This is a genomic window from Bacillus sp. RC51, from assembly GCF_044908115.1.
GTDB lineage: Bacteria > Bacillota > Bacilli > Bacillales > Bacillaceae_G > Bacillus_A > Bacillus_A mycoides.
In genome coordinates, this window is sequence record NZ_JBIYCW010000002.1 from 401907 (window position 1) to 426028 (window position 24122).

The 24122-nt window shown below is 34.0% G+C and carries 27 protein-coding genes; 19 read left to right on the forward strand and 8 right to left on the reverse strand.

All coding sequences use genetic code 11. The features are described 5' to 3' along the window. The first annotated feature begins 30 nt into the window (after window positions 1-30). Complete coding sequence (locus ABH959_RS06905; protein ID WP_404492404.1) at window positions 31-684, forward strand: diguanylate cyclase domain-containing protein; 654 nt, start codon at window positions 31-33, stop codon at window positions 682-684. A 552-nt stretch (window positions 685-1236) separates the two neighbouring features. Next, window positions 1237-1899, forward strand: coding sequence for a YkyA family protein (locus ABH959_RS06910; RefSeq protein WP_113937175.1), 663 nt, complete (start codon window positions 1237-1239; stop codon window positions 1897-1899). A gap of 31 nt (window positions 1900-1930) precedes the next feature. Here ABH959_RS06910 and ABH959_RS06915 read toward each other — a convergent pair whose 3' ends face one another. Then, complete coding sequence (locus tag ABH959_RS06915) at window positions 1931-2389, reverse strand: YkyB family protein (protein ID WP_002066920.1); 459 nt, start codon at window positions 2387-2389, stop codon at window positions 1931-1933. Window positions 2390-2530: 141 nt separating this feature from the next. Between ABH959_RS06915 and ABH959_RS06920 the strand changes: the two genes are divergently transcribed. Together ABH959_RS06920 and ABH959_RS06925 are read left to right on the forward strand one after the other, a co-directional pair. Next, window positions 2531-4105, forward strand: a complete 1575-nt coding sequence (locus ABH959_RS06920; RefSeq protein WP_113937176.1) for a Ppx/GppA family phosphatase — start codon at window positions 2531-2533, stop codon at window positions 4103-4105. Between the two features lie 108 nt (window positions 4106-4213). Further along, window positions 4214-6322: a polyphosphate kinase gene (locus tag ABH959_RS06925; protein WP_002014829.1), complete on the forward strand. Its 2109-nt coding sequence runs from the start codon at window positions 4214-4216 to the stop codon at window positions 6320-6322. Window positions 6323-6488: 166 nt separating this feature from the next. On the opposite strand, the gene ABH959_RS06930 is transcribed toward ABH959_RS06925, so the two are convergent. Both ABH959_RS06930 and ABH959_RS06935 read right to left on the reverse strand, forming a co-directional pair. Next, window positions 6489-6725, reverse strand: coding sequence for a hypothetical protein (locus tag ABH959_RS06930; protein ID WP_002014830.1), 237 nt, complete (start codon window positions 6723-6725; stop codon window positions 6489-6491). Between the two features lie 97 nt (window positions 6726-6822). Then, entirely contained in the window at window positions 6823-7680 is an 858-nt protein-coding gene (locus tag ABH959_RS06935; protein ID WP_002014831.1) for a metallophosphoesterase, read from the reverse strand. Window positions 7681-7876: 196 nt separating this feature from the next. On the opposite strand from ABH959_RS06935, the gene fadH reads away from it, so the two are divergent. From fadH to ABH959_RS06950, 3 genes are all read left to right on the forward strand, one after another. Further along, complete coding sequence (fadH, locus tag ABH959_RS06940; protein WP_002128892.1) at window positions 7877-8641, forward strand: 2,4-dienoyl-CoA reductase; 765 nt, start codon at window positions 7877-7879, stop codon at window positions 8639-8641. 255 nt (window positions 8642-8896) lie between these two features. After that, the gene (locus tag ABH959_RS06945) at window positions 8897-10114 is read left to right on the forward strand and encodes an EAL domain-containing protein (RefSeq protein ID WP_002066923.1); all 1218 of its coding nucleotides are present in this window, start codon (window positions 8897-8899) and stop codon (window positions 10112-10114) included. Between the two features lie 183 nt (window positions 10115-10297). Next, complete coding sequence (locus ABH959_RS06950; RefSeq protein WP_002014834.1) at window positions 10298-10786, forward strand: DUF3993 domain-containing protein; 489 nt, start codon at window positions 10298-10300, stop codon at window positions 10784-10786. Window positions 10787-10811: 25 nt separating this feature from the next. On the opposite strand, the gene ABH959_RS06955 is transcribed toward ABH959_RS06950, so the two are convergent. Continuing rightward, window positions 10812-11048 (reverse strand): glutaredoxin domain-containing protein, encoded by a 237-nt coding sequence (locus ABH959_RS06955; protein ID WP_002014835.1) that lies wholly within the window; start codon window positions 11046-11048, stop codon window positions 10812-10814. 232 nt (window positions 11049-11280) lie between these two features. Between ABH959_RS06955 and ABH959_RS06960 the strand changes: the two genes are divergently transcribed. The 10 genes from ABH959_RS06960 (at window position 11281) to ABH959_RS07005 (ending at window position 18312) form a co-directional block, all read left to right on the forward strand. After that, the gene (locus ABH959_RS06960; RefSeq protein WP_000055151.1) at window positions 11281-11517 is read left to right on the forward strand and encodes a YkuJ family protein; all 237 of its coding nucleotides are present in this window, start codon (window positions 11281-11283) and stop codon (window positions 11515-11517) included. Window positions 11518-11702: 185 nt separating this feature from the next. Further along, on the forward strand, window positions 11703-11852 hold the full coding sequence (locus tag ABH959_RS06965; protein WP_002033828.1) for a hypothetical protein: 150 nt from the start codon (window positions 11703-11705) through the stop codon (window positions 11850-11852). A gap of 74 nt (window positions 11853-11926) precedes the next feature. Then, window positions 11927-12445 carry a ribonuclease H-like YkuK family protein gene (locus tag ABH959_RS06970; RefSeq protein ID WP_113937177.1) on the forward strand — a complete coding sequence of 173 codons (519 nt, stop codon included), beginning with the start codon at window positions 11927-11929 and terminating at the stop codon, window positions 12443-12445. Window positions 12446-12570: 125 nt separating this feature from the next. Further along, complete coding sequence (gene abbA, locus ABH959_RS06975; protein ID WP_002145987.1) at window positions 12571-12762, forward strand: antirepressor AbbA; 192 nt, start codon at window positions 12571-12573, stop codon at window positions 12760-12762. Window positions 12763-12931: 169 nt separating this feature from the next. Continuing rightward, entirely contained in the window at window positions 12932-13375 is a 444-nt protein-coding gene (cbpB, locus tag ABH959_RS06980) for a cyclic-di-AMP-binding protein CbpB (protein WP_002066926.1), read from the forward strand. Between the two features lie 177 nt (window positions 13376-13552). Then, window positions 13553-14437 carry a transcriptional regulator CcpC gene (locus tag ABH959_RS06985; RefSeq protein ID WP_002014840.1) on the forward strand — a complete coding sequence of 295 codons (885 nt, stop codon included), beginning with the start codon at window positions 13553-13555 and terminating at the stop codon, window positions 14435-14437. A 71-nt stretch (window positions 14438-14508) separates the two neighbouring features. Then, entirely contained in the window at window positions 14509-15231 is a 723-nt protein-coding gene (gene dapD / locus ABH959_RS06990; protein ID WP_002014841.1) for a 2,3,4,5-tetrahydropyridine-2,6-dicarboxylate N-acetyltransferase, read from the forward strand. Window positions 15232-15292: 61 nt separating this feature from the next. After that, entirely contained in the window at window positions 15293-16423 is a 1131-nt protein-coding gene (locus ABH959_RS06995; RefSeq protein ID WP_002033831.1) for an N-acetyldiaminopimelate deacetylase, read from the forward strand. Between the two features lie 273 nt (window positions 16424-16696). Beyond that, entirely contained in the window at window positions 16697-17563 is an 867-nt protein-coding gene (locus tag ABH959_RS07000) for a hypothetical protein (RefSeq protein WP_002014843.1), read from the forward strand. An 83-nt stretch (window positions 17564-17646) separates the two neighbouring features. Continuing rightward, window positions 17647-18312 (forward strand): potassium channel family protein, encoded by a 666-nt coding sequence (locus ABH959_RS07005; RefSeq protein ID WP_000504033.1) that lies wholly within the window; start codon window positions 17647-17649, stop codon window positions 18310-18312. Between the two features lie 38 nt (window positions 18313-18350). Here the strand turns inward: ABH959_RS07005 and rnjA are convergent, their stop codons facing one another. Further along, window positions 18351-20018 (reverse strand): ribonuclease J1, encoded by a 1668-nt coding sequence (gene rnjA / locus ABH959_RS07010; protein WP_002033834.1) that lies wholly within the window; start codon window positions 20016-20018, stop codon window positions 18351-18353. Between the two features lie 4 nt (window positions 20019-20022). Next, window positions 20023-20235, reverse strand: coding sequence for a DNA-dependent RNA polymerase subunit epsilon (locus ABH959_RS07015; RefSeq protein ID WP_000576436.1), 213 nt, complete (start codon window positions 20233-20235; stop codon window positions 20023-20025). A gap of 548 nt (window positions 20236-20783) precedes the next feature. On the opposite strand from ABH959_RS07015, the gene ABH959_RS07020 reads away from it, so the two are divergent. Next, window positions 20784-21557, forward strand: a complete 774-nt coding sequence (locus ABH959_RS07020) for a Cof-type HAD-IIB family hydrolase (protein WP_002014845.1) — start codon at window positions 20784-20786, stop codon at window positions 21555-21557. Between the two features lie 62 nt (window positions 21558-21619). Here ABH959_RS07020 and def read toward each other — a convergent pair whose 3' ends face one another. Together def and ABH959_RS07030 are read right to left on the reverse strand one after the other, a co-directional pair. Then, window positions 21620-22174 (reverse strand): peptide deformylase, encoded by a 555-nt coding sequence (gene def, locus ABH959_RS07025; RefSeq protein ID WP_002014846.1) that lies wholly within the window; start codon window positions 22172-22174, stop codon window positions 21620-21622. 167 nt (window positions 22175-22341) lie between these two features. Next, window positions 22342-22491, reverse strand: coding sequence for a YjcZ family sporulation protein (locus ABH959_RS07030; RefSeq protein ID WP_002014847.1), 150 nt, complete (start codon window positions 22489-22491; stop codon window positions 22342-22344). Window positions 22492-23004: 513 nt separating this feature from the next. Between ABH959_RS07030 and pdhA the strand changes: the two genes are divergently transcribed. Then, window positions 23005-24120 carry a pyruvate dehydrogenase E1 component subunit alpha gene (pdhA, locus tag ABH959_RS07035; protein ID WP_000536893.1) on the forward strand — a complete coding sequence of 372 codons (1116 nt, stop codon included), beginning with the start codon at window positions 23005-23007 and terminating at the stop codon, window positions 24118-24120. Window positions 24121-24122 lie beyond the last annotated feature (2 nt).

The following is a 24122-nucleotide window of genomic DNA, read 5'->3' on the forward strand; positions in this document are numbered from 1 at the left end:
AAACATATATTGGTATAAAAGGGGGAGAGTATGAAACATAAAGGGAAAATTAGTGGATTATTACTTGGGAACACAGTTGCGGTTACAGAATGGATTGCACTTCAGGATGTAATTGCTAAGCTAGATTCGCGATCATTTTTAACCGTCTTTATTATTTATATATTGCAAATGATACTAAGCTATTATTTTGGACATTGGTACGATAAAAGAACGAATACGCGTGTAAATATTGAAATAGGAGGAATGACAAATAACGATTTTGTCGTTGATTTTTTTGGAAAAGTAGCTGCTTTATCAGAAAGAGATTCTCGTAATATTACAGTGTATATTCTTTCCGTAAAAGAATGGGATGTATTAAAAGACACAGTGCAAGAAAAAAAGTTAGATGAGCTAGTCCAAAGAGTAGAACGTACAATTGTAAAGACAGTTCGAAAAGGTGATGTAGTTACGAGGTGGGATGAAAATAAATATGTTATCGTAGCTGTTGATAATGGCTATGAAAAGTCAACAATAACAAGTCGATTGATCAAAAATATTCAAAATGCAATAGCGAATGATTTATTAAGTGTCACACTATTATTTGGGGCTGCAAGTTATCCTATAGAAGGGAAAACTTTTGAAGATTTGTTTAGAAAGGCACAAAATCAATTGTATAATTATAGAAACTTGCAAAGTCATGAATGAAACTTTGATTTGAAGAAGTATGATATAAAGAATTTTTTGTAACATTTTTTTGTCTTTTGTTACAAGAAAACTTTTTTTTGTAACAAAAGTCTTTAAAAATATATGAAATCAGCATATAATTGTGTGTGGATGTGTCAATGCATTTTGCACAATGTTTTCAGTTTAAAAGTGTAGAGGAAAACATGCTCTACACTTTTCCTTTTTAAGAAATTAAAAGAATCTTTGTAAGAGTTGCGAGGTCCCCTTTGCAATATGTAAAATGGACAAAGAGGTTATTTGATAGAAAGTGAGAAAGGGAATGATAGACGTGAGAGGTCAACGATCATCTTTTATCAGGTGAAACATTATAGTGTTTCTTGCAGTAGGTAAGATTAAGGTAAATACCTTTATGTTTTAAGACATTACATAATTTCAAGTGCGAAAATTGTACAAGCAGTATAAATAATTATTGATGATCTTCGTAAAAAAGATGCGAGCGTGAAATAGATAAAGAAGTTACATGTTTTTCATGGGATTTTTGGCACGATGGTCGTTTATTAATAGGAGGAAAAGATGTTGAAATATAATAAATTAGCAATTGTAACTGCATTATCAATGACTTTACTAGCTGGTTGTTTCGGCCCAAAACCAGAAGAGGAGCTATATGTTGCATTTGAAAATGCTGCCAAGCAAGAAAAAACAATGTTTGAAGATGCGAAAAAATTAGAGTCATTAGAGAAAGAGGGGCAAGTATTATATAATCAAATTGTCCAAGAAGGAAAAGATAATAATCAGGCTGTTAAGGATAAGCTTGATCAAGCGGTGAAAAATACAGCTGAGCGAGAAAAAGTTATTATTAAAGAAAAAGAGGCGTTAAATAAAGCGCAAGAAGAAGTGAAGTCAGCTGATAAGCATGTGAAGAAAATTGAAGATAATAAATTAAAAGACCAGGCGGATAAAGTAAAGAGTACTTATGAGAAACGACATGATTCATTCCAAAAGATGTACGATAGCTATAATAAATCTTTAAAGCAAGAAAAAGAATTATATACAATGCTACAAGATAAAGGTACAAAATTAAAAGATATTAGCGAGAAAGTAAAGTTAGTAAACCAAGCATATAAAGATATTGAGACAGAAAAAGATAAGTTTAATGAATATACGAAATCATATAATACAGAAAAAGTTGCATTCTATAAACAAGCGAATATTAAAATTAAGGAAGATAAAAAATAAAACAGTTTGGCCTAATATGGGCCAAACTGTTTTATTTTTTTGTATAGGTACGGCTATACCATGGAACTGCTTCGCTTAATTTTTTTTCTTGTTTTAATGCTTCAGGACCAATATAATCTTGAAGTGTTTTTTTTGCTATTGTTAAAGATAAGGTTGTTTTCGGATTTCGATAGGAGGATTCAAGGTGACCAAGATGCGGTAGGGTGCGAAAATCATCTTTCGTAGGAGGGATATGGAAAAAATAATCACCTAAACGTATAAGAACATCGGATTGTTGTTGACTAAAACGTGGATTTCTAGAAAAATGTAATCCTTCTTTGATAGCCTTTTTTTCAGTAATTAAGCGTTCTAAAGCAGTCTTTTTTAACCAATATAAGTACTTAGGGTTAGTTGCAGCTTTAGCATGACGATTCACAACGAAAATAGATTGAGCTAGTCTATTAATAGAATGTTGATTATGTAATTGAGATTGGGGTTGTGAAGGTTTCATATTGAATCTCCTTTCAATTTTTCCTTATTATAGCATAAATAAAATGGGTTTTTATTATATGCAAAAAGTAATTGTATATATTTTCAATATTAAAGCAATATTGTTATAAAAAACAACTATTTTGTATAATAGTGATAGAATATGTTTCAGAAATTTGATAATGAAAGAGTGAGAAGTTTGAAAGAAATATTAAAACTACAATATGCCATTATAGACATTGGTTCTAATACAATGCGCTTAGTTATTTATGAAAAACAAAGCGGGGGTTTTTATAAAGAGATTGAAAATACGAAAGTGGTCGCTAGGTTAAGAAATTATTTAGTAAATGGTGTATTAAGTGAAGAAGGAATAGAAGTATTATTACAAACATTATTTCAATTTCAAGAAAGTACACGATTCCATAAGCTGCATCATGTACTTTGTGTTGCAACGGCAACAATTAGACAGGCTGAGAATCAAGAGGAAATTAAAAAACTTGTTGAAGGGCAAACAGATTTTACTCTTAGAGTTTTATCAGAATATGAAGAAGCACGTTACGGTTATTTAGCAGTTATGAATTCCACTTCATTTTCAGAAGGAATTACAGTTGATATTGGTGGGGGGAGTACAGAAGTTACATACTTTCGAAATAGAGAAATTTTAGAATACTATAGCTTTCCTTTTGGAGCACTTTCTTTAAAGCAACAATTTATTCAAGATGATATTCCTACTACAGAGGAGTTAGATGAGATTAGAAGGTATTTATGGTATCAATTCCGAACGCTACCATGGTTAATTGATAAAAAATTGCCTCTTATCGCAATTGGGGGTAGTGCGAGGAACATGGCGAAAATCCACCAAAATTTAATTTGTTATCCTATAGCTGGATTACACTTATACAAAATGAAAGAAGACGATATTAAAAATGTAAAAGATGAATTAAAACAATTATCATTCATAGACCTTCAAAAATTAGAAGGGTTAGCAAAAGATCGAGCAGACACAATTATCCCAGCGGTCGAAGTATTTCATATGCTTGTTAACGTTATAGAGGCATCGGCTTTTGTATTGAGTAAAAAAGGATTAAGAGAAGGTGTTTTCTATGAAGAATTAACGAAAGATTTGGGGATCTCATATTATCCGAACGTAGTAGAAGAGAGTTTGCATTTATTGTCATATGAATACGAATTAGACATGGGATTTGTCATTCAACTTATTAAACAAGGGACATTAATCTGCAAACAACTTGAAGGAGCTGGACTTATTTCTATGTCAGCGAAAGACTGGAGAATATTCCATCAAGCAGCGAAAGTATTTAATATTGGAAAATATATAGATGAAGAAGCGAGCCGCTTACATACATTTTACTTACTAGCGAACAAAACAATTGATGGTATGATGCATAAAGATCGAGTTAGATTAGCGCTTATAGCTTCTTATAAATCAAAAATGTTATTTAAACAACATTTGGCACTGTTTGAAGGATGGTTTGATAAAAGTGAACAAAAGAAAATTCGATTATTAGGGGCTGTATTACAATTTTCGGCTGCTTTAAATATACGACAAAGATCGCTTGTTGAAACAATATATATAACGGAAAGTAAAGAAGGTTTAACATTCAGGATTTTATGTGAAGAATCGGCATTGGCGGAAAAAGTTCAAGCGGAAAAACAAAAAAAACAACTTGAAAGAGTATTAAAAACGAATATTAACTTAGTATTCGAATTGAAATGTTAGGTTGTACGGATGTCTTTACAAAAAATTAACACTTTGGAATATTGTAATTTGATAAAATAAAAGTAATTAAATTATATTAAAAAAGTTTCAAAGGGAAGTGTGAAGCGAATGGAATTACTAAAGGGGAATTTAGTAAATTTAAATGATACAGCGTATTATAATAATCGTGAATTAAGCTGGCTAGCATTTAATGAACGTGTACTACAAGAAGCGCAAGATGAAAATAATCCACTATTAGAAAGACTAAAGTTTATTAGTATTTTTAGTTCGAATTTAGATGAATTTTTTATGGTGCGCGTAGCAGGTTTGAAAGATCAAGTAAGTGCGGGATTTAATCAGCCAGAAAATAAAGCAGGTTTAACACCAAAGAAACAGTTAAATAAGATTGCGATAAAATCGCATGAGTTGATGACTGTGCAGTATGAAACGTTTAAAAATTATGTATTGCCAGCGCTTGAACTAGAGGGGATTGAGCGTTTAACATTCCATGATTTGACGAAAGAGCAAAGGGAATTTATCGAGGAGTATTTTGATGAACAAATATTTCCGGTTTTAACCCCTGTATCTATTGATGCGTATCGTCCATTTCCAATGTTATTAAATAAAAGTTTGAATTTAGCTACTATTTTATATGATGAGCAACAGGCTGAGGAAGAAAATCGTACGAAGTTAGGAATTGTACAAGTGCCTTCATTACTGGAGCGTTTCATATTTTTACCGAGTGAAGGGCAAAAACATAAATTTATTTTATTAGAAGATGTAATTAGTGGTTTTACTCATAAACTATTCACAGGATATAACGTATCACCTGTTACTCGTTTCCGTATTACACGTAATGCGGATTTAACGATCCATGAAGAAGGTGCACGCGATTTATTAAAAGTAATTGAAAAAGAATTGAAAAAGCGTAAGTGGGGAGCTGCCGTTCGTTTAGAAGTTGGTAAAGAACACATTGATGAAAGAGTGTTAGCGTTATTGTATGATGTGTTAGAAGTAAAAGATGAAGATGTGTACATGATGGATGGACCGTTAGATTTAACATGTTTATTCTCCTTATATAAAAAATTAGCGCCTTTATATGAACATCTAGTATATCCGGCTCTTATTCCTCAACCTCCTCAAGATTTAGGTGATGAGGAAGATGTATTTGAAAAAGCGATAGAACATGATATTTTATTACACCATCCCTTTGAGTCGTTTCAGCCAGTCGTTGATTTTGTCCGTGATGCGGCAGATGACTCGAATGTACTTGCGATCAAACAAACATTATATCGTGTAAGTGGAGATTCTCCAATAATTCAGGCGCTGAAGGTAGCAGCTGAAAAAGGAAAACAAGTGACGGTATTGGTTGAGTTAAAGGCAAGGTTTGATGAAGAGAATAATGTTCATTGGGCTAAAGAATTGGAACAGGCCGGATGTCACGTTATTTACGGAGTAAGTCACTTGAAAACGCATAGTAAAATTACGTTAGTTGTAAGAAGAAGAAACGGAAAAATTGAAAGGTTTGTACATCTTGGAACCGGAAATTATAATGATGCAACAGCGAAGTTGTATACCGATTTTGGATATATTACATCGCGAAAAGACTTTGGTGTAGATGCAACAAATTTCTTTAATTATTTGAGTGGTTATACAAAAAAACCGCATTTTCATCATTTATCTGTTGCTCCGTTTGATATAAGAGAGCAGTTTATGGAGTTAATAGATGAGGAAATCCGTTATCATAGACAATATGGAAATGGATATATTATCGCTAAAATGAATTCGTTAACAGATAAACCGTTAATAAAAAAAATGTATGAAGCATCACAAGCTGGGGTAAGGGTAGAGCTCATCGTTAGAGGGACATGTTGTTTAAGACCTGGGATTCCGAATGTAAGTGAAAATATCCGTGTAGTTAGTGTTGTTGGAAGATATTTAGAACATAGTCGTATTTATTATTTCCATCATAATGGAGATGAAAAAATATATTTATCTTCAGCTGATTTGATGACGCGAAATATGGAAAAACGAGTAGAAATATCTTTCCCAATTTTAGATATTGAAATGAAAGCGAGAATAAAGGCAATTTTACAGCTGGTTTTAGCTGATAATGTGAAAACACGTGAACAAAATAAAGATGGTGACTATTATTATATAATTAATAGTAGTATAGAAGAAATTGATAGCCAAGTGAATTTATTTAAGATGGCGTATCAAAATACAGACGCTGAATAGTGTGAAAAAAGTAAAAACCTCTTATTGAATTTAAGAGGTTTTTACTTTTTTTCTCTACTCATATATTCTCAAAATGGAAGGATGAGTAGAGAGAATAGTTTTTATTATAGGCGTGTGATGAGTCGGTTCGTTGAGAGAAAAACGTTAGAAGAATGGTTGGTTTAAATTAATAATAGTATGGTTGTTGACAAGGCCCTCCGTAACAAGGAAAAGGTGCTGGTGGTGGGAAAGGCGGTGGATAAGGCGGATAAAACGGTCTAGGCCCGAAAGCTAATGCTCCGCCTAGCAATCCTCCAGCAATTCCAGCTAGAAATGGAACACCGAAAAATGGAAAGAAGCGTGAGTCGCCTGCTGGGCCAAAAGGTGCTGAACGAACTGGGATCGGTTGATAATATGGATACATGAACAAACCTCCTTTACTGGACTCATTTTTATCATATGGTGGACCAAGCGTGGATGAGCGCGTACAAGGAAGGATATGTAAGGAAATAGGCGAATTGTTACGAATGTTGTAGGATGAAGAGTGTAATTTCAGGTTTTGACATAAAGCGGAATGGGACACGTGTTCTTCCAATACCTCGATTGACATAGAGAGTCAAACCTTGAATGTTATAGAAACCTTCAATGTATTCTTTTGCAAGCGACGGGGTAATAATAGCACCTAAAAAAGGAATTTGTACTTGTCCGCCATGGCTATGACCAGAAAGTTGAAGATTGATTGGATATGTAGCGATTTGTGGCGCGATATCTGGTTCGTGAACGAGAACAATTGTATAAATATTTTGTTTTGCATGTTGTAAAGTTTCCGCTATTTTTGGTTTACCCAGTAGCATATCATCGAGTCCGAAAATAGAAATTTCACTATTATCCAGTAAACGAATTCGCTTTTCGCTATTTTGCAAAAGTTCAAATCCAGATTCGCGCATGATGTGATCATAGTATTCAGTTCCATATCCGCCATGGTCGTGGTTACCATAAATAGAAAATTTACCGAAGGGTGCCTGTATATTCTTTAAAATGGATGCAACAAAAGAAGCCTCGGTATATGTTTGGTAATCATCAATGAGATCACCAGTAAAAAGGACAATATCTGGCTTTTCAGCATTAATCTTGGAAACGATTTGAGATAAATGTTGGAGAGAGAAATAGTATCCTAGATGTAAATCGCTAAATTGAAGGATCTTCATACCATGAAAACCTTTTGGTATGAGCGGTGATTTAAGTGTGTGTTGCGTAAAAGAAAGCAAATAGGGCTCTATATATTTAGCATAATAATAGCCGATACTTGCGGTTATAAATGAATATAGACAAGTGCGTATTCCAGATTTCAAAAAATTTCTTCTTGTAATTTTCTTCATATACAGGTTACTCAAATCTCCCTTCAGTTTTTTTAAAATATATTTTAAATACTAAAAAAGTAGTATAGATTACGAAAAAAATGAACGAAAAGAAACCCCTTTACGTTAAAATATCAGAAAAATTGAAAAATATAAAGATTTCTATCAAATAAAGTGATAAAATGAATGTGTATTCATTTTTTTGGAGGGGATGTATGTGAAAGAGAAGGTAGTTATTATAACAGGTGGATCAAGTGGAATGGGAAAAGGGATGGCGATTCGTTTTGCGAAAGAAGGGGCACGTGTTGTTATTACAGGGCGTACAAAAGAAAAGCTAGAAGAAGCAAAGTTAGAAATTGAACAGTTTCCAGGGCAAGTATTATCTGTACAAATGGATGTACGAAATACTGATGATATTCAAAAAATGATTGAACATATTGATGAGAAGTTTGGAAGAATTGATATTTTAATAAATAATGCAGCTGGAAACTTTATTTGTCCAGCAGAGGACTTATCTGTGAATGGCTGGAATTCGGTAATTAATATTGTATTAAATGGTACATTTTATTGTAGTCAGGCTATTGGGAAATATTGGATTGAAAAAGGTATAAAAGGAAATATTATTAACATGGTGGCAACATATGCATGGGATGCAGGCCCAGGGGTTATCCATTCGGCAGCAGCTAAAGCTGGTGTATTAGCGATGACAAAAACTCTTGCTGTTGAATGGGGACGTAAATATGGAATACGAGTTAACGCTATCGCACCAGGACCAATTGAACGTACAGGTGGTGCCGATAAATTATGGATTTCAGAAGAAATGGCTAAGCGTACATTGCAAAGTGTTCCACTTGGTAGAATGGGTACACCAGAAGAAATTGCGGGTCTAGCTTATTATTTATGTTCAGATGAAGCTGCATACATAAATGGAACTTGTATGACAATGGATGGTGGCCAGCATTTGCATCAATATCCATTTTAAAAGGGATGAAAAAACGAATGATTTATTCATTTCTTTGTGGTAAAATATGACGAAATTGTGACACTTAAAAGAAATGTGTTTACAAGAGGGGATATATACGTTATATTTAAGACCTCTTTTTTCTTCATAGTAGAATTGCTAATTCCCCTTAGCATTTTACCCCTCTAATCCCTTCAGGAAAACTGAAGGGATTTTTTATTATTTTTCCGTAAATATCGTGTTATAATTTTTGAAAAGTAAAGGGAGGGAAGCACGTTGATAGATGCATTAGATGTAATGAGTAACTTGGATAAAGTCCTTCCTTATTATCAAGCTATTTTTAGTGCTGATGAGCATACAGTAATTGGATATGAAGTTGTAGGACGTATTCAAACAGAAGAGGGCATACAAAGTTTAGCATCTTTCTTCCATGATGATTCTATTCCGAGTGAGTTCCAACTTGAAGCGGATAACATCATCGTAGAAAAAGCGTTAAATAGGTATTTAGAAACGGATCAAAAATTATTATTATTTATACATCGGAATGCTAATGTATTAATGAATGATGAAGATGAAAGTTTACTTCAACTTTTGCTGATGTATGAAGAACAAGGTTTGAACTTACAACGCATTGTTCTGGAAATAACAGAACATGAATGTAAAGAAGATATAGAACAATTTAATCATTTACTCATGTATTATCGTACATATGGTATTCAAATTTCGATTAATAAAGTCGGAACGGGTACAAGTAATTTAGAGCGTATTAGCGTGTTAGCACCGGATATTTTAAAAGTAGATTTAACAAATTTAAGGCAAACTGCACTTTTACAATCTTATCAAGATATTTTATATTCCTTATCTTTACTTGCTAGAAGAATTGGTGCGACATTGTTATATGAAGAAATTGATGCTTTTTATCAACTACAATATGCTTGGAAAAACGGTGGTAGATATTATCAAGGTAATTATTTGAAAGAATGTTTACCTGATTTTATTGAAACGAATGTTTTAAAAGAGCGACTTGGTAATGAATGTCATCAATTTATTCTGCATGAGAAGAAGAAGTTGCAAAAAATTTATAATTTAACAGAGATGTTACGTGATCGAATTGGTGATGTTCTGTCAAAACAAAAAAAGAATGAAGATATAAATGATTGGTTATTACAATTTAGCCAAAGCATATCACAATATAGTTTTCGGATATTTATTTGTAATGAAGATGGTTTTCAACAATCGGGTAATGTTATGAAAAAAGATGGTGGATGGATCATTATGCCAGAGTATTATATGAAGAACTGGAGCTGGCGCCCGTATTTTCTAGAAAATATAATGAAAATGCGTTTTGAGAATAAGGCAAGACTTTCAGATTTATATGCTGATATCGAAACTGGTGAAATGGTACGAACATTTTCATTCCCGATTGATGATGAAAACTTTTTATTTATAGATTTATCGTACGAATATTTATATGAAGAAGATGTTTTATTTTAATGCACGAAGAGATTCGTGTATTTTTTTGTTTGTTTTTATCATAAATTGGTAATAGTGAAAATGATGATGAAAATGCTGTCTATCGTTGTAAAGATTTTACGAACGAAATGATCCCTTTCTTTGCATAATCATTGTTACAATGAATACTACAAAGACAAGCTCTTTTAAAAGGAAGGTGAAAAAATGAAGAAATATGGAATATGGTTTGTTCTATTTATATGTGTTGCCTTTCTAGTTGGCTATAGTGTCACAACTGTTTTAGGAAAAGAAGAAGTGAAGGTGGATCGGAAAGAAGTGTTTACAACGATACAAAAAGGTTATGAGACGCAATTTTCAATCCGCGGGAAGCAAATACCTATGAATAAGATGATAGAGACGTTATCACCATATTTTACAAATAATTTCCTTCAAGTTTTTACAGATGAAAACAGTAGAAATGAAAAACAAAGTGGTGAATATTTACTTCCAGCAAAAGAAGCTCCGTTTTCTTTTAATTCAGAAACAAAAATGTCTTATGATGAAGAACATAAAAATTTATATGTCTATGAGCGGACAAAGAGTGGACAATATCAAATTGTGACATTGCAAAAGGATAATGGAAAATGGAAATTAGCAGGGTATCATGAAAGTCAGGAACTGTTGACTGAAATAAAAAGGTTACAACAATTATGAGAATAGGAATAGGTGTCGCCTATTCCTATTCTATACCGAGTAGCTGTTGTAATTTTTCAATTTGAAAACCTGCCACAACTTCTTCGTCAATTACAACTGTTGGAGTTGAATAGGATTCATAGTCATATAAAAGACGATTGCGTGCAGCAGCGTCTTTTTTTATGTCAAATTCTTCATATACAACGTTATTATGTTTTAAAAATTCTTTTACAATGGTACAAGGTGGACAATCAGGTTGTGTATAAACCTCAATTTTTTTCATTGTAATTCCTCCCTTTTTCTGTTGTTTATTATATTCTGCCAGTATAAAAAGCGCAATAAAGAAGTAAAAAGATGCTCTTTCATCTTTTTACTTCTTATTTCGACAAATTTTAGTTGAGTTTCTTGCCAAGAACCTTTATCCTAGATTGTGGAACGTTTTTTCTGTTATGACGGATAGAATGAGTATAGCTGTAAAACCTATTGGTAGGAAGATCAGAGAAAGGAGAGATTTCATGTCTCTACTCCAAGGAATTTTAACTCGACTTGTTAGTCTACAAGAACAAGCTGAAAGCGGTGAAGTAGCACAACGCTATTTTGAAGTGAACGGTGAGCGCAAATGTAGCGTGAAATTTTTCGATAAAAGTGAAATGTATGAGTTAGAAGTGTATCAACAAGGTGAAAAACCTCAAGTGTATCAATTCGATAACATCGATATGGTTGCAATTGAGATTTACGATATCATTTCTTGATACATATAAAAAAGGTACTGCCAAATGGCGGTACCTTTTTTAGTTATATTAATTAATGGGCTATATAGGTAGTAGAAGTTGTAATTTAAGTCGCGATTAAATAAAAGAGTTTTTACAAATGTATATGTATAGGAATTTTTTATTTTTCCTACAATGATAGTAAATATTAATAGGAGGTGCAAAGGATGGAACGCTTACCGATTGTTATTTGTCCTAATTGTCACAGTCATGCTGAAATTAATCACGTATTAACCGCCCAGTCTAATCAAAATGTAATTTATACATGTAGGTTTTGTAATTATGTAATTCGAAATATTGAAACGAATAAAGGGTAGTAAGTTATAATTTTTGTTTTTGTCCCATACAATGAGAATACGAAAAGTCTGTCTAATTGAAAGGACGTGACTATGTGGACGGTGAGTATACATTTTATAATGTTTCAGAGAGACATTTGAATTTTGATATGGTATTTAACCGTATTTGTAGTTTCATTGAAAAGGATCCGCGAAATTTATATCGATTATCTATTGGGACAGACTCACAAGCGCATCAAAAGGATACGAGGTTTATTACAGCGATACATATTCATCGTGTTGGAAAAGGAGCATGGGGATGTTTGCATCATAAATCAGTGAAAAATAAGCCAGCAACGTTGCGAGAGAAAATATATTTAGAAACACAGTTTAGTCAAGAAATCGCCTATCTATTTACTCCCAATCATATACAATCGATATGGGATTTATTGCACCCATACGCTCAAGATGGAGCAGGATTCATAATGGAAATTCATTTAGATATCGGGAATGATGGTTTAACAAAAGAATTTATTTTAGATATGACGATGAAAATTCAAGCAATGGGATTAACAGCAAAAATTAAACCAGATGCTTATGCGGCATTTAGTTACGCAAACAGATATACAAAATAATGTGAAATGATGTCTATATTCGCAGTCGTTAAGTATTTCTAACAAAAACTGAATATTACATCTGTTAAATAGACTGAAAAATTTATATAATGAGAGTGATGATGCGAGTGCAAGGAGAGGAGCATATGGAAAAGGAATTTGTTTTAACAAGAGAAGAAGAAAATTTATTGTTGGATATTCTGTTTCAGCAAAATTACGCGAGCGAAATTTTAGCGGTGGAGCTTACAGACATTGAGAATGGTTTAAAACAGACAGATGTGACGCAATATAAAAAAATCACAAGATTGTTTTACCGATTAAAAAATAAAGGGTATTAAGCACTACCGGAATGGTAGTCTTTTTTTTATGTTATATGCTAAAATAGTTATGTATTTTTATTTTTATTAGAAGAATGTCAGGACAAAATAATAATATGAAAACGCTATCATAAAATGTGAATAGGATCGGAGAATATTAGCAGGAAAAAGGGAAAATGGGGGATGTAACATGATTAGTATTCCGAAAGACGAGTTTCAACAAATTCTTGTGAAGGATTTAATGATTTCATCAGATAAAGTAGCACATGTACAAATAGGGAATGGTCTAGAACATGCTTTACTCGTTCTTGTGAAATCTGGATATTCGGCGATTCCTGTTTTAGACCCTATGTATAAACTACATGGGTTAATTAGTACTGCTATGATTTTAGATGGTATTTTAGGATTAGAGCGCATTGAGTTTGAAAGACTTGAGAATATGAAAGTGGAACAAGTGATGAAGGAAGAGATTCCAGTTCTTATGTTAGAAGATTCTTTTGCAAAAGCTTTAGAAATGACAATTGATCATCCTTTTATTTGCGCTGTCAATGAAGAAGGTTACTTCGAGGGTATTTTAACACGGCGGGCTATTTTAAAATTGTTGAATAAAAAAGTGAGACAGCATAATCGATAACGTAGGGAAAGTGACTTCACAGAAAAGGCGAAGTCACTTTTTTTCGTGCATATCAGTTGTGTATGTATTATATTTAAAAAGACATAAAGCATAAGAAAAGTTTGAACTAACAAACCGTTCTAATGTATAAAAGTATGCAATTAAATTAAGGATGAAATGCTTATTAAAATTAGGTGTATGGAAGCTAAGGAAAGAGGGAGAAAGTTGCAAATTGATGATTTTCAAATGATGGTTGTGTTAGCTCAGGAATCAAATATGAGAAAAGCGGCGGAACGTTTATTTGTTTCCCAACCTGCGCTTAGTCAACGATTACAATCTATGGAGAAACAATGGGGAATGAAATTTTTTATTCGTTCACAAAAAGGATTAACAATTACACCTGAAGGGGAAAAAGTTGCAAATTATGCAAAAGAAATGTTACAACGGGAAGAGGGTATTAAAAGTGAACTGGCTCTTTTTAGAACCGAAACATACGGTACGTTAAAAATAGCTGTTGCATCAGTCATTGGGCAATATTGGCTTCCACCTGTTTTGAAAAAATTTGTGCATAAGTATCCTTCTGTGAAGATATCTCTGTTTACTGGCTGGAGTAGTGAAGTGCAAAAGCAATTTTATGAAGGAGACGTTCATGTTGCTATACTGAGAGGATCACAAGAATACAAAGGGCAGAAACAACAATTATTTGAAGATGAATTATATTTAGTCGATAAAGAAATAAAAGATATTTCGATGTTAAAAGAGACAAATAGACCATTTATTCAATTTAAAAGTGATTCGACCTACTATGGACAAATACAAAATTGGTGGTATGGATTATTTTCAAATCCACCTAAGCGAACGATTGTAGTTGACCAAATTGAAACGTGCAAACAGCTTGTTTTAAATGGAATAGGTTATGCTCTTTTACCTTCGACTGTTTTAAAAGAAGTGCAGGAAAATATGTATAAAACACCTGTTCAATTAACGAGAGAAACATGGTTATTGACGAGTGACTCGGCAAGGCAGTTGAAGCAAGTACAAGCATTTTTAGAAATTATAGAAGAAATTCAAATGGAAAAATAAGATTATTGTCTTGCTACTGGCTCTATCGTTTGGTAGAGTAACATTATAAATGGATTTAGGAGGCAACAAGAATGAAAATGATGGACGCTAACGAAATTATTTCGTTTATTCAAAACAGTGAAAAGAAAACTCCTGTAAAGGTATACATAAAAGGGGATTTAAAAGAGGTAACATTCCCTGAAACAGTACAAGCATTTGTAAATAAAAAATCTGGTGTATTATTCGGAGAATGGTCTGAAATTAAGACAATTCTTGATGAAAATAACAAGCACATTGTTGACTATGTAGTTGAGAATGACCGTCGTAATTCTGCAATTCCAATGCTTGATTTAAAAGGTATTAAAGCTCGTATTGAGCCAGGCGCGATTATTCGTGACCATGTAGAAATTGGTGACAACGCTGTTATCATGATGAATGCAACAATTAACATCGGTGCTGTAATTGGTGAAGGTACTATGATCGACATGAATGCAGTGCTTGGTGGACGTGCAACAGTTGGTAAGAACTGTCACGTAGGTGCAGGTGCTGTACTTGCCGGTGTTATTGAGCCACCTTCTGCAAAACCAGTTATCGTTGAAGATGATGTTGTAATTGGTGCAAATGTAGTTGTTCTAGAAGGCGTTACAGTAGGTAAAGGTGCAGTTGTAGCAGCAGGAGCTGTTGTAACAGAAGATGTACCTCCATATACAGTTGTTGCGGGGACTCCGGCACGTGTAATTAAAGAAATTGATGAGAAGACAAAAGCAAAAACTGAAATTAAACAAGAGCTTCGTCAATTAAACCCAGAGAAATAAAAAATAAAAAGCGTAAGAGCATGAATGTGCTCTTACGCTTTTTATAGATAGAGGTGCAAAAATGACAGTAAGCAAATTTGTCCAAGTTCGTAGAGATTTACATAAAATTCCGGAGATCGGATTTAAAGAGTGGAAAACACAACAGTATATTTTAGATTATATAGGAACGCTTCCTAATGAATATTTGGAAGTGAAAACATGGAAAACAGGTGTAATTGTTAAAGTAAATGGAAAAAATCCAGAAAAAATAATAGGTTATCGTGCAGATATAGACGGCCTACCAATTACAGAGGAAACTGGATATGAATTCTCTTCTGTCCATGAAGGAATGATGCATGCATGTGGACATGATTTGCATGCAACAATCGGTTTAGGACTTCTAACAGCGGCTGTAAGCGAAAGAATAGATGATGATCTTGTGTTTATATTCCAACCAGCTGAAGAAGGTCCAGGTGGTGCACTTCCTATGTTAGAAAGCGATGAGTTAAAAGAATGGAAGCCGAATATGATTCTTGGACTTCATATTGCGCCTGAATACTCTGTGGGAACAATTGCGACAAAAGAAGGTTTATTATTTGCGAATACATCAGAGCTATACGTTGATTTAAAAGGAAAAGGTGGACATGCTGCATATCCGCATACAGCAAATGATATGATTGTTGCAGCGAGTCATCTCGTTACACAACTTCAATCAGTTATTAGTCGTAATGTGAACCCTCTTGACAGTGCGGTAATTACAATTGGGAAAATTACAGGCGGTACAGTTCAAAACATTATCGCAGAAAAGTCTCGTTTAGAAGGAACAATTCGAACGCTATCAGTGGAATCAATGAAACGTGTTAAAAGCCGAATTGAGGCAATTGTTGCGGGAATAGAAGCTTCTTTTCAATGTGAAGCTGTTATTGACTACGGAGCGATGTATCATCAAGTGTATAACCATGAGGAGCTAACGAGAGAGTTTATGCAATTTACACGTGAACAAACGACTATGGACGTAATTACGTGTACGGAGGCAATGACAGGTGAAGACTTTGGTTATATGCTTCGAGAGATACCTGGATTTATGTTTTGGCTTGGAGTAAATTCAGAATATGGTTTACATCATGCGAAATTAAAACCAGACGAAGAGGTTATTGAGAAAGCAATTGTATTTTTAAATCAATATGTGAAGTGGAAGGGAAATAGAAAGTGAACTTACTCGCTAATTGTGCAATAGTTTAGAGTGGGGACTTCTTAGTTCAGAGACGAAAACATCTTTCGTATTCGTTAGTGTTAGACATCTTCATACAAATGAGTAAAGTTAAATTTGACGTCTTAATAATGAGCAGGGGGTTTTTAGCCACTGCTCATTATTAATTATTGCTAATAGGGAAGATAATTATTTAACTACCCTATATATGTTTACTTTTAGTATGAAAAGTGTGTAAAATCAATGTGATACATAGAAAAAAGGGTGGGGAATTACGTGCAAATTAGCAGTGCGATTTTATGTTTCGTCTTATATGCATATGTTATTATTGCGGCGGTTTATTTTGGGATAAGTTTTTACGCCTATCGTTTAGCAAATAATAGTGAATATGAAGAAACATACAAATGGGTGAAAAGATATTTGTCACCTGTACTAGAAATTATGAATGGATTTGTTCTTTTTTTATTTATTGGATTAATTGCTTTCTCAACGAGTTTAGTAGGGAATAAGACTACGTTATTTGTACTAGGTATCATTATTTTTATGCTATTAGGAATTCGGATTGGTAATACGGTGTTTTGGAACGAAAGAAAAATAGATGGTTGGACAGGGATGTTTATTCCATGTATGTTAGCTGCAATTGTGACGAATATAGAACATGAATATTATCAATTACATTTTTGGCTTATCATTGTTTTAACAATCCTCTCTGTTTTGTATATAAGTACTGTCGTGCTAACATACATCGCAAATGAAAAAGGAGATGCAAAAGGTGCGCACTTCTTTAGAGGGCGTGCATTATTATGGAGTGTGCCGACGATGGCAGTTATAGGAATTATTGCGATATTAGTAAATGGATATCAATTTACTAATTGGCAATTGTTTTTAGAAACTTGGTGGATCTTCATTGTTTCGCTTGTAGCTTTTTTAGGCGCAACACATTACTTATTCCATCAACATCATTACATATTGGCACTGTTATTCGCATTTACACAACTTTTATTTGCTTTTTTCGGACAAGAAACGCTATTGTTCGTTTTTGAAACATTTAGTTCATTTGGAAATATATTTGTATTTGGTATGTTAATTTTCGGTATCGCGTTTTATTTACAACAGTATTTTTATATGCAAAAACAAAAATAAGAAGTATATACAGGTTTTTGTAGCGAATTTAAAGTATGTTACAATAAAAGTACATAGTATTTGATGTTATTGGAGGAATTCCTGTGGGCGAAAAAGAGAAAGAATTTGCTGTTATTGGGCTTGGCCGTTTTGGTGGAAGTATTTGCCGTGAATTAGCTCAATTAGGTATGGAAGTAATGGCAATTGACTCAGATGAGGATAAAATTAATGAGTTTGCAAATATAGCTTCGCATGCTGTAATTGCAGATTCAACAGATGAGATGGTATTAAAAAGTCTTGGTATTCGTAATTTTGATCATGTAGTCGTTGCTATTGGAGATAATTTGAATTCAAGTATTTTAACAACGTTAATTTTGAAAGAATTAGGTGTGAAAAATATTACTGTAAAAGCTCAAAATGACTATCATGAAAAAGTGTTAAGTAAAATAGGGGCAGATCATATTGTGCATCCAGAACGAGATATGGGAAAAAGGATTGCTAATAATATCGCATCAAGTAATGTGTTAGATTACCTAGAGCTTTCAGATGAGCATAGTATTGTAGAGATTATCGCAAATAAAAAAATTGATGGGCACTCTTTAATTGAATTAGATATTCGTGCGAAGTTTGGTTTGAACATTGTAGCAATTAAACGTGGAAAAGAAGTTATCGTATCTCCTCGAGCTACAGAAAACGTTCAGGCGGGAGATATATTAATTGTAATTGGTCATGACGATGAAGTAGATCGTTTTAAGCATTTTTTAAGATAAGAGAAAAGGACAATGCCGAGGAGGCATTGTCCTTTTTCTTATATTTCCATAATGATTGGTAAAATCATTGGACGACGTTTCGTTTTTTCGTATAGGAATGGTGCTAATGTGTCTGTAATCTCATTTTTAATTTCAGACCATTGTGTTGTTTTTCGCTCCATTACTTTTTCTAAATGTGTTGTAATTAATGTTTGAGCATCGTTGATTAAATCGCTGCTTTCACGCATATAAACGAAACCACGCGAGATGATATCAGGTCCTGCTGCAACTTTAAATTCTTTCATATCAATGCTTACAACTACAATAACAAGTCCTTCTTCAGAAAGAATGCGACGATCACGTAATACGATATTACCGATATCTCCAATACCATTTCCATCGATATAGACAGAGCCAGATGGGATTTTCCCAGCTACACTTGCTTCATCAGAACGTAAAGCAAGAACATCTCCATTATCCATAATGAAACAATTTTCTTCTGGAATACCACAATCATTCGCTAATTTCATATGCATACGTTGCATACGATATTCACCATGAATTGGCATGAAATATTTCGGCTTAATAAGACGTAGCATTAACTTTTGTTCTTCTTGTCCACCGTGTCCGCTCGTATGAATATTTGAGAGTTTACCATGGATTACATCAGCACCAGCGCGGTACAACATGTTAATTGTACGACTTACACTAATTGTATTGCCTGGGATTGGTGAAGAAGAGAAAACAACTGTATCGCCAGGGATAATTTGAATTTGACGATGTGTACCATTGGCAATACGTGAAAGTGCTGCCATCGGCTCCCCTTGACTACCTGTACATAACATAACAACTTTATTAGCTGGTAGGCGGTTTAGCTGAGCTGTGTCTATGAATGTATCCTTTGGACACCGGATATAACCAAGGTTTTGTCCGATTTCAATAGCCGCTTCCATACTTCGACCGAATACAGCTACTTTACGATTGTTTTCAACAGCAGCCTCAACAACTTGTTGTAAGCGATGGATATTCGATGCAAAGGTTGCGAATATAATACGACCGTCTACTTTGCGGAATATATCTTGAATACTATCACCAACGCGGCGCTCAGACATCGTAAAGTTTGGCACTTCACTGTTTGTACTATCAGATAAGAGACAAAGTACACCGTCTTTTCCGATTTCGGCCATTTTTGTTAAATCTGCTGGCTCACCTACTGGTGTGAAATCAAATTTGAAATCACCTGTATGAACGACTTGTCCTTGAGGTGTTTTCACAACAACTCCGTATGAATCCGGAATACTGTGAGTTGTACGGAAGAAGGAAACAGATGTCTTTTTAAATTTAATAACATCATCTTCTTGAATTTCATAAAGTTTTGCTTTACGAAGTAATCCGTGCTCTTCTAATTTGTTTTTTATTAGGGCAATTGCTAATTTTCCGCCGTAAATTGGAATGTTTACTTGACGTAATAGATAGGGAATTCCACCGATATGATCTTCGTGACCATGTGTAATGAATAACCCTTTAATTTTATCTTCGTTTCGCACAAAATAAGTGTAATCTGGTATTACATAATCGATCCCTAGGAGTTCGTCTTCTGGAAATTTAATTCCAGCATCAATTATAATAATTTCATCTTGAAATTGAACAGCATATGTATTTTTACCGATTTCACCAAGACCACCGAGGGCAAAAACGGCAGCTTGATCATTTTTTAGGAATTTCATATGACTATACGATCTCCGCTAATATTAAATCAGCGTTTTGTTTTTCATATTCAAGATGAGCACCAGTAACAGACTGAACGAACTCGATATTATATGCGAACTTATTTAATTTTTTACGAACATCCTTTTGAGACGTAGCCTCTAAATATAAAACTTTTGTATTTTCACGTACTGGGACCTCAGTTAATTTTTCTTGATAAAATACTTTAAAAATCATTGGGAAAACCTCTCCTTGTCTATGTTTTGCATTATCTGTTACTTATTATAAAGCAAACAGTCATGATTTTCATGTTTTTTCGAATGAGAATGAAGAAAAAGCCCGAAATGGGCACAATTTAAGCGATTGTCTTCTTACGGACTAAATCGTTTAAATAACGCTTGAGCTTTTTCTTCAGCTTCTTCAGCATGATTACTCCTTCCTTTCCTTATTTTAAACATGCATATTACTAATGATAACTCCGTCTCTCATACAAGAAAGAAGATTAGAAGTGAATAGTGAATCTTGTTCTTTTTAGTATAGTGTAAGTTATCTTGTAGTAACGATTAGTAGCCGTTAGTTATAGATATAGTATGAGGAAGAATAGAAAAGAAAATTCATCCGAACAAGTATTCACATTTTTTCACTAATAGTATATGCACATTTCATAAATAAGGTCAGAAAGTGAACGCTTTCTTCACAGATGTTTAATATGTTATACTTTTTTTTGAAATTTGAAAAGTGATAATCAAAATAGGAATATAGAGTGCCAGAAAGGATTTTGACAAATGAATGATAAAATTGTCTTTTTTGATATTGATGGAACATTATTAGATCATGATAAGAAAATTCCGCAATCTACAAGAGATGCAGTAAGAGATTTACAAGAAAAAGGTGTGCATGTAGCGATTGCGACAGGGCGTGCGCCATTTATGTTTGAAGATATTCGTGAGGAACTCAATATACATAATTATGTTAGTTTTAACGGGCAGTATGTTGTATTTGAGGATGAGGTATTATTTAATAATCCATTACATCCGGATGCTCTACATAAGTTTACTCAGTTTGCAAAACAAGAAGGATATCCACTTGTATATCTTGACCATCAAGAAATGAGAGCGTCAGTGGAATATCATGATTATGTAAAAGAAGGTTTTGGAAGCTTACAATTCGAGCATCCGGCATATGAACCTGATTTTTATGAGAAACGCGATATTTATCAAACGCTTCTTTTTTGTGAAGTAAACGAAGAAGAAAAGTTTATTCATCATTATCCAGATTTTCATTTTATACGCTGGCATGCATATTCAATGGATATTATTCCTAATGGTGGTTCTAAGGCAAAAGGGATTGAGAAGTTTATTGAGAAAATAGGATTTAATCGTGAACAAGTATATGCATTTGGGGACGGATTAAATGATTTAGAAATGATTGAAGCAGTAGGAACGGGCATTGTGATGGGGAATGGTCATGAGGATTTGAAAAAACTTGCTAATTATGTGACAAAAGATGTTAATGAAGACGGTATTTATCACGGATTAAAGTGGGCTGGCTTGTTATAAGTAAGTGTGGAACCCATTTCATATAATAAAAAGGCGGAAGGTTAACTTCCGCCTTTTTACTATTATCGCTCGAGAGGTTTTGAATCATCGGGAGCCACAAATGGATTGTCTTTATTAATATGGTCATAGAACATAACACCGTTTAAATGGTCGATTTCATGTTGGAATACAATTGCTGGTAAACCTTTTAATCGCAGTTTTACGTCTTCACCGTTAATCGTTGTTGCCTTTACTGTAATTCTTGTGTAACGAGGGACATAACCAGGTACTTCACGGTCTACAGATAGACAGCCTTCACCATTTTGTAAATATGTACGTTCAACAGAATGACTAATGATTTTTGGGTTAAATAATGCGTAGCTATATAACGTATCGTTCGTATCAGTTACATGAACCGCAATCATTTTCTTTGAAATACCGATTTGCGGAGCCGCTAATCCGATTCCGGGGCGTAAATTATATTTTTCAGCCATTTCAGGGTCCTGGCTATTTATTACAAATTCAATCATTTCTTTAAGAGTATTTGTATCTTCCTCGCTAGCAGGTAAGGAGACCTCTTCTGCGACGTCGCGCAAAATAGGATTTCCTTCACGAATTACCTCATTCATTGTAAGCATATGTAATCTCTCCTTTCTCCTTTAGTCTACCAAAGGAGATAAAAAAAGTCATCGGCAAGTAAGGAAGAGCTACTTGGAAACAAATCTTCTACAGATAAGTTATGTAATAAAAAGAAAAGACGGCAAAGCCGTCTGTTTCTTTCCATAGTTGTTTCATTTTACATTAATTAGCGAATGCAAGCAGCGCCAACGATAATTAAAAGGATAAACAACACAACGATTAAGGCGAAGCCGCTTCCAGATCCGCCACAAGAACCGCCATAACCGTAGGAAGGATATGAACAAGTTGTTGGATAGCAATATGAGTATCCGTACATGAGATGACCTCCTTTATCATTTCCCGCTAATACTGCGGTTACTATAATGTATGGAGGAATGATCAGAAATGTATAGGTATTTACCTATAAAAGGAAGAAGTGTTTGTATAATTTTCTTGAGAAGAGAGAAAAACTAAGGAGAATTAAATCGTTTACATATTATTCTAAGAGAAAAAATAAGTTAAAAAGGGAATAATATAACAGCAGGTTATTGCTTACTAATACAGATGTGAAAAATAAAAACACGTTTGTGTAGAGGAAACCGGCATATTATTTATAAAAAAACGTATTCAAAGTAATTGACATCGTAATTAGAATAGTTGTAAACTAAAAAACGTGATCAAGATTGTATTAATATGTTTTTGAAAAAACATTAGTACAGATTGTTAGGTACACAAAATTATTCTCAACCGACAAACAAATTTGTTGGTTTACATTGTTGCGCTTTCAGTCTAGCTAATAGATAGTGAAAGCGTTTCAGAATATGGTTCAAGAGAGGAAGAGGTGAACGGAATGGGTACTAAAACAAAAAAGACCCTATTTAATGTTGATGAGCAAATGAAAGCTATCGCAGCTCAATTTGAAACATTACAAATTTTAAATGAAAAAGGCGAAGTTGTGAATGAAGCAGCTATGCCTGAATTATCTGATGATCAATTAAAAGAATTAATGCGCCGTATGGTGTATACTCGCGTACTAGATCAACGTTCTATTTCTTTAAACCGTCAAGGACGTTTAGGTTTCTACGCACCAACTGCTGGACAAGAGGCTTCTCAATTAGCAAGTCATTTCGCACTTGAAGCAGAAGATTTCATCTTACCAGGATATCGTGACGTTCCACAATTAGTGTGGCACGGTCTACCATTATACCAAGCATTCTTATTCTCTCGTGGACATTTCATGGGTAACCAAATGCCTGAGAATGTAAATGCACTTGCTCCACAAATCATTATCGGTGCGCAAATCATCCAAACTGCTGGTGTTGCGTTAGGTATGAAATTACGTGGTAAAAAATCTGTTGCAATTACTTACACTGGTGACGGTGGTGCTTCACAAGGTGACTTCTACGAAGGTATGAACTTTGCGGGTGCATTCAAAGCTCCAGCAATCTTCGTTGTACAAAACAACCGTTATGCAATCTCTACTCCAGTAGAAAAGCAATCTGCAGCTAAAACTGTAGCACAAAAAGCAGTAGCAGCAGGTATTTACGGAATTCAAGTAGACGGTATGGATCCATTAGCTGTATACGCAGCAACTGCTTTCGCTCGTGAGCGCGCAGTAAATGGCGAAGGTCCTACTTTAATCGAGACTTTAACATTCCGTTATGGTCCACATACAATGGCTGGTGATGACCCAACTCGTTACCGTACAAAAGATATCGAAAACGAATGGGAACAAAAAGATCCAATCGTACGCTTCCGTGCATTCTTAGAAAACAAAGGCCTATGGTCTCAAGAAGTTGAAGAGAAAGTTATCGAAGAAGCAAAAGAAGATATCAAACAAGCAATTGCTAAGGCTGACCAAGCTCCAAAACAAAAAGTTACTGATTTAATGGAAATCATGTACGAAAAAATGCCTTACAACTTAGCTGAACAATATGAAATTTACAAAGAAAAGGAGTCGAAGTAAGC

What these genes read in the sequence shown, in the direction of transcription:
- ABH959_RS06905 (WP_404492404.1), top strand. Translation starts at nt 31, where the DNA reads ATGAAACATAAAGGGAAAATTAGTGGATTATTACTTGGGAACACAGTT.
- ABH959_RS06910 (WP_113937175.1), top strand. Translation starts at nt 1,237, where the DNA reads ATGTTGAAATATAATAAATTAGCAATTGTAACTGCATTATCAATGACT.
- ABH959_RS06915 (WP_002066920.1), bottom strand. Translation starts at nt 2,389, where the DNA reads ATGAAACCTTCACAACCCCAATCTCAATTACATAATCAACATTCTATT.
- ABH959_RS06920 (WP_113937176.1), top strand. Translation starts at nt 2,531, where the DNA reads ATGTTTCAGAAATTTGATAATGAAAGAGTGAGAAGTTTGAAAGAAATA.
- ABH959_RS06925 (WP_002014829.1), top strand. Translation starts at nt 4,214, where the DNA reads ATGGAATTACTAAAGGGGAATTTAGTAAATTTAAATGATACAGCGTAT.
- ABH959_RS06930 (WP_002014830.1), bottom strand. Translation starts at nt 6,725, where the DNA reads ATGTATCCATATTATCAACCGATCCCAGTTCGTTCAGCACCTTTTGGC.
- ABH959_RS06935 (WP_002014831.1), bottom strand. Translation starts at nt 7,680, where the DNA reads ATGAAGAAAATTACAAGAAGAAATTTTTTGAAATCTGGAATACGCACT.
- ABH959_RS06950 (WP_002014834.1), top strand. Translation starts at nt 10,298, where the DNA reads ATGAAGAAATATGGAATATGGTTTGTTCTATTTATATGTGTTGCCTTT.
- ABH959_RS06955 (WP_002014835.1), bottom strand. Translation starts at nt 11,048, where the DNA reads ATGAAAAAAATTGAGGTTTATACACAACCTGATTGTCCACCTTGTACC.
- ABH959_RS06960 (WP_000055151.1), top strand. Translation starts at nt 11,281, where the DNA reads ATGTCTCTACTCCAAGGAATTTTAACTCGACTTGTTAGTCTACAAGAA.
- ABH959_RS06965 (WP_002033828.1), top strand. Translation starts at nt 11,703, where the DNA reads ATGGAACGCTTACCGATTGTTATTTGTCCTAATTGTCACAGTCATGCT.
- abbA (WP_002145987.1), top strand. Translation starts at nt 12,571, where the DNA reads ATGGAAAAGGAATTTGTTTTAACAAGAGAAGAAGAAAATTTATTGTTG.
- cbpB (WP_002066926.1), top strand. Translation starts at nt 12,932, where the DNA reads ATGATTAGTATTCCGAAAGACGAGTTTCAACAAATTCTTGTGAAGGAT.
- ABH959_RS06985 (WP_002014840.1), top strand. Translation starts at nt 13,553, where the DNA reads ATGGAAGCTAAGGAAAGAGGGAGAAAGTTGCAAATTGATGATTTTCAA.
- dapD (WP_002014841.1), top strand. Translation starts at nt 14,509, where the DNA reads ATGAAAATGATGGACGCTAACGAAATTATTTCGTTTATTCAAAACAGT.
- ABH959_RS06995 (WP_002033831.1), top strand. Translation starts at nt 15,293, where the DNA reads ATGACAGTAAGCAAATTTGTCCAAGTTCGTAGAGATTTACATAAAATT.
- rnjA (WP_002033834.1), bottom strand. Translation starts at nt 20,018, where the DNA reads ATGAAATTCCTAAAAAATGATCAAGCTGCCGTTTTTGCCCTCGGTGGT.
- ABH959_RS07015 (WP_000576436.1), bottom strand. Translation starts at nt 20,235, where the DNA reads ATGATTTTTAAAGTATTTTATCAAGAAAAATTAACTGAGGTCCCAGTA.
- ABH959_RS07020 (WP_002014845.1), top strand. Translation starts at nt 20,784, where the DNA reads ATGAATGATAAAATTGTCTTTTTTGATATTGATGGAACATTATTAGAT.
- def (WP_002014846.1), bottom strand. Translation starts at nt 22,174, where the DNA reads ATGCTTACAATGAATGAGGTAATTCGTGAAGGAAATCCTATTTTGCGC.
- ABH959_RS07030 (WP_002014847.1), bottom strand. Translation starts at nt 22,491, where the DNA reads ATGTACGGATACTCATATTGCTATCCAACAACTTGTTCATATCCTTCC.
- pdhA (WP_000536893.1), top strand. Translation starts at nt 23,005, where the DNA reads ATGGGTACTAAAACAAAAAAGACCCTATTTAATGTTGATGAGCAAATG.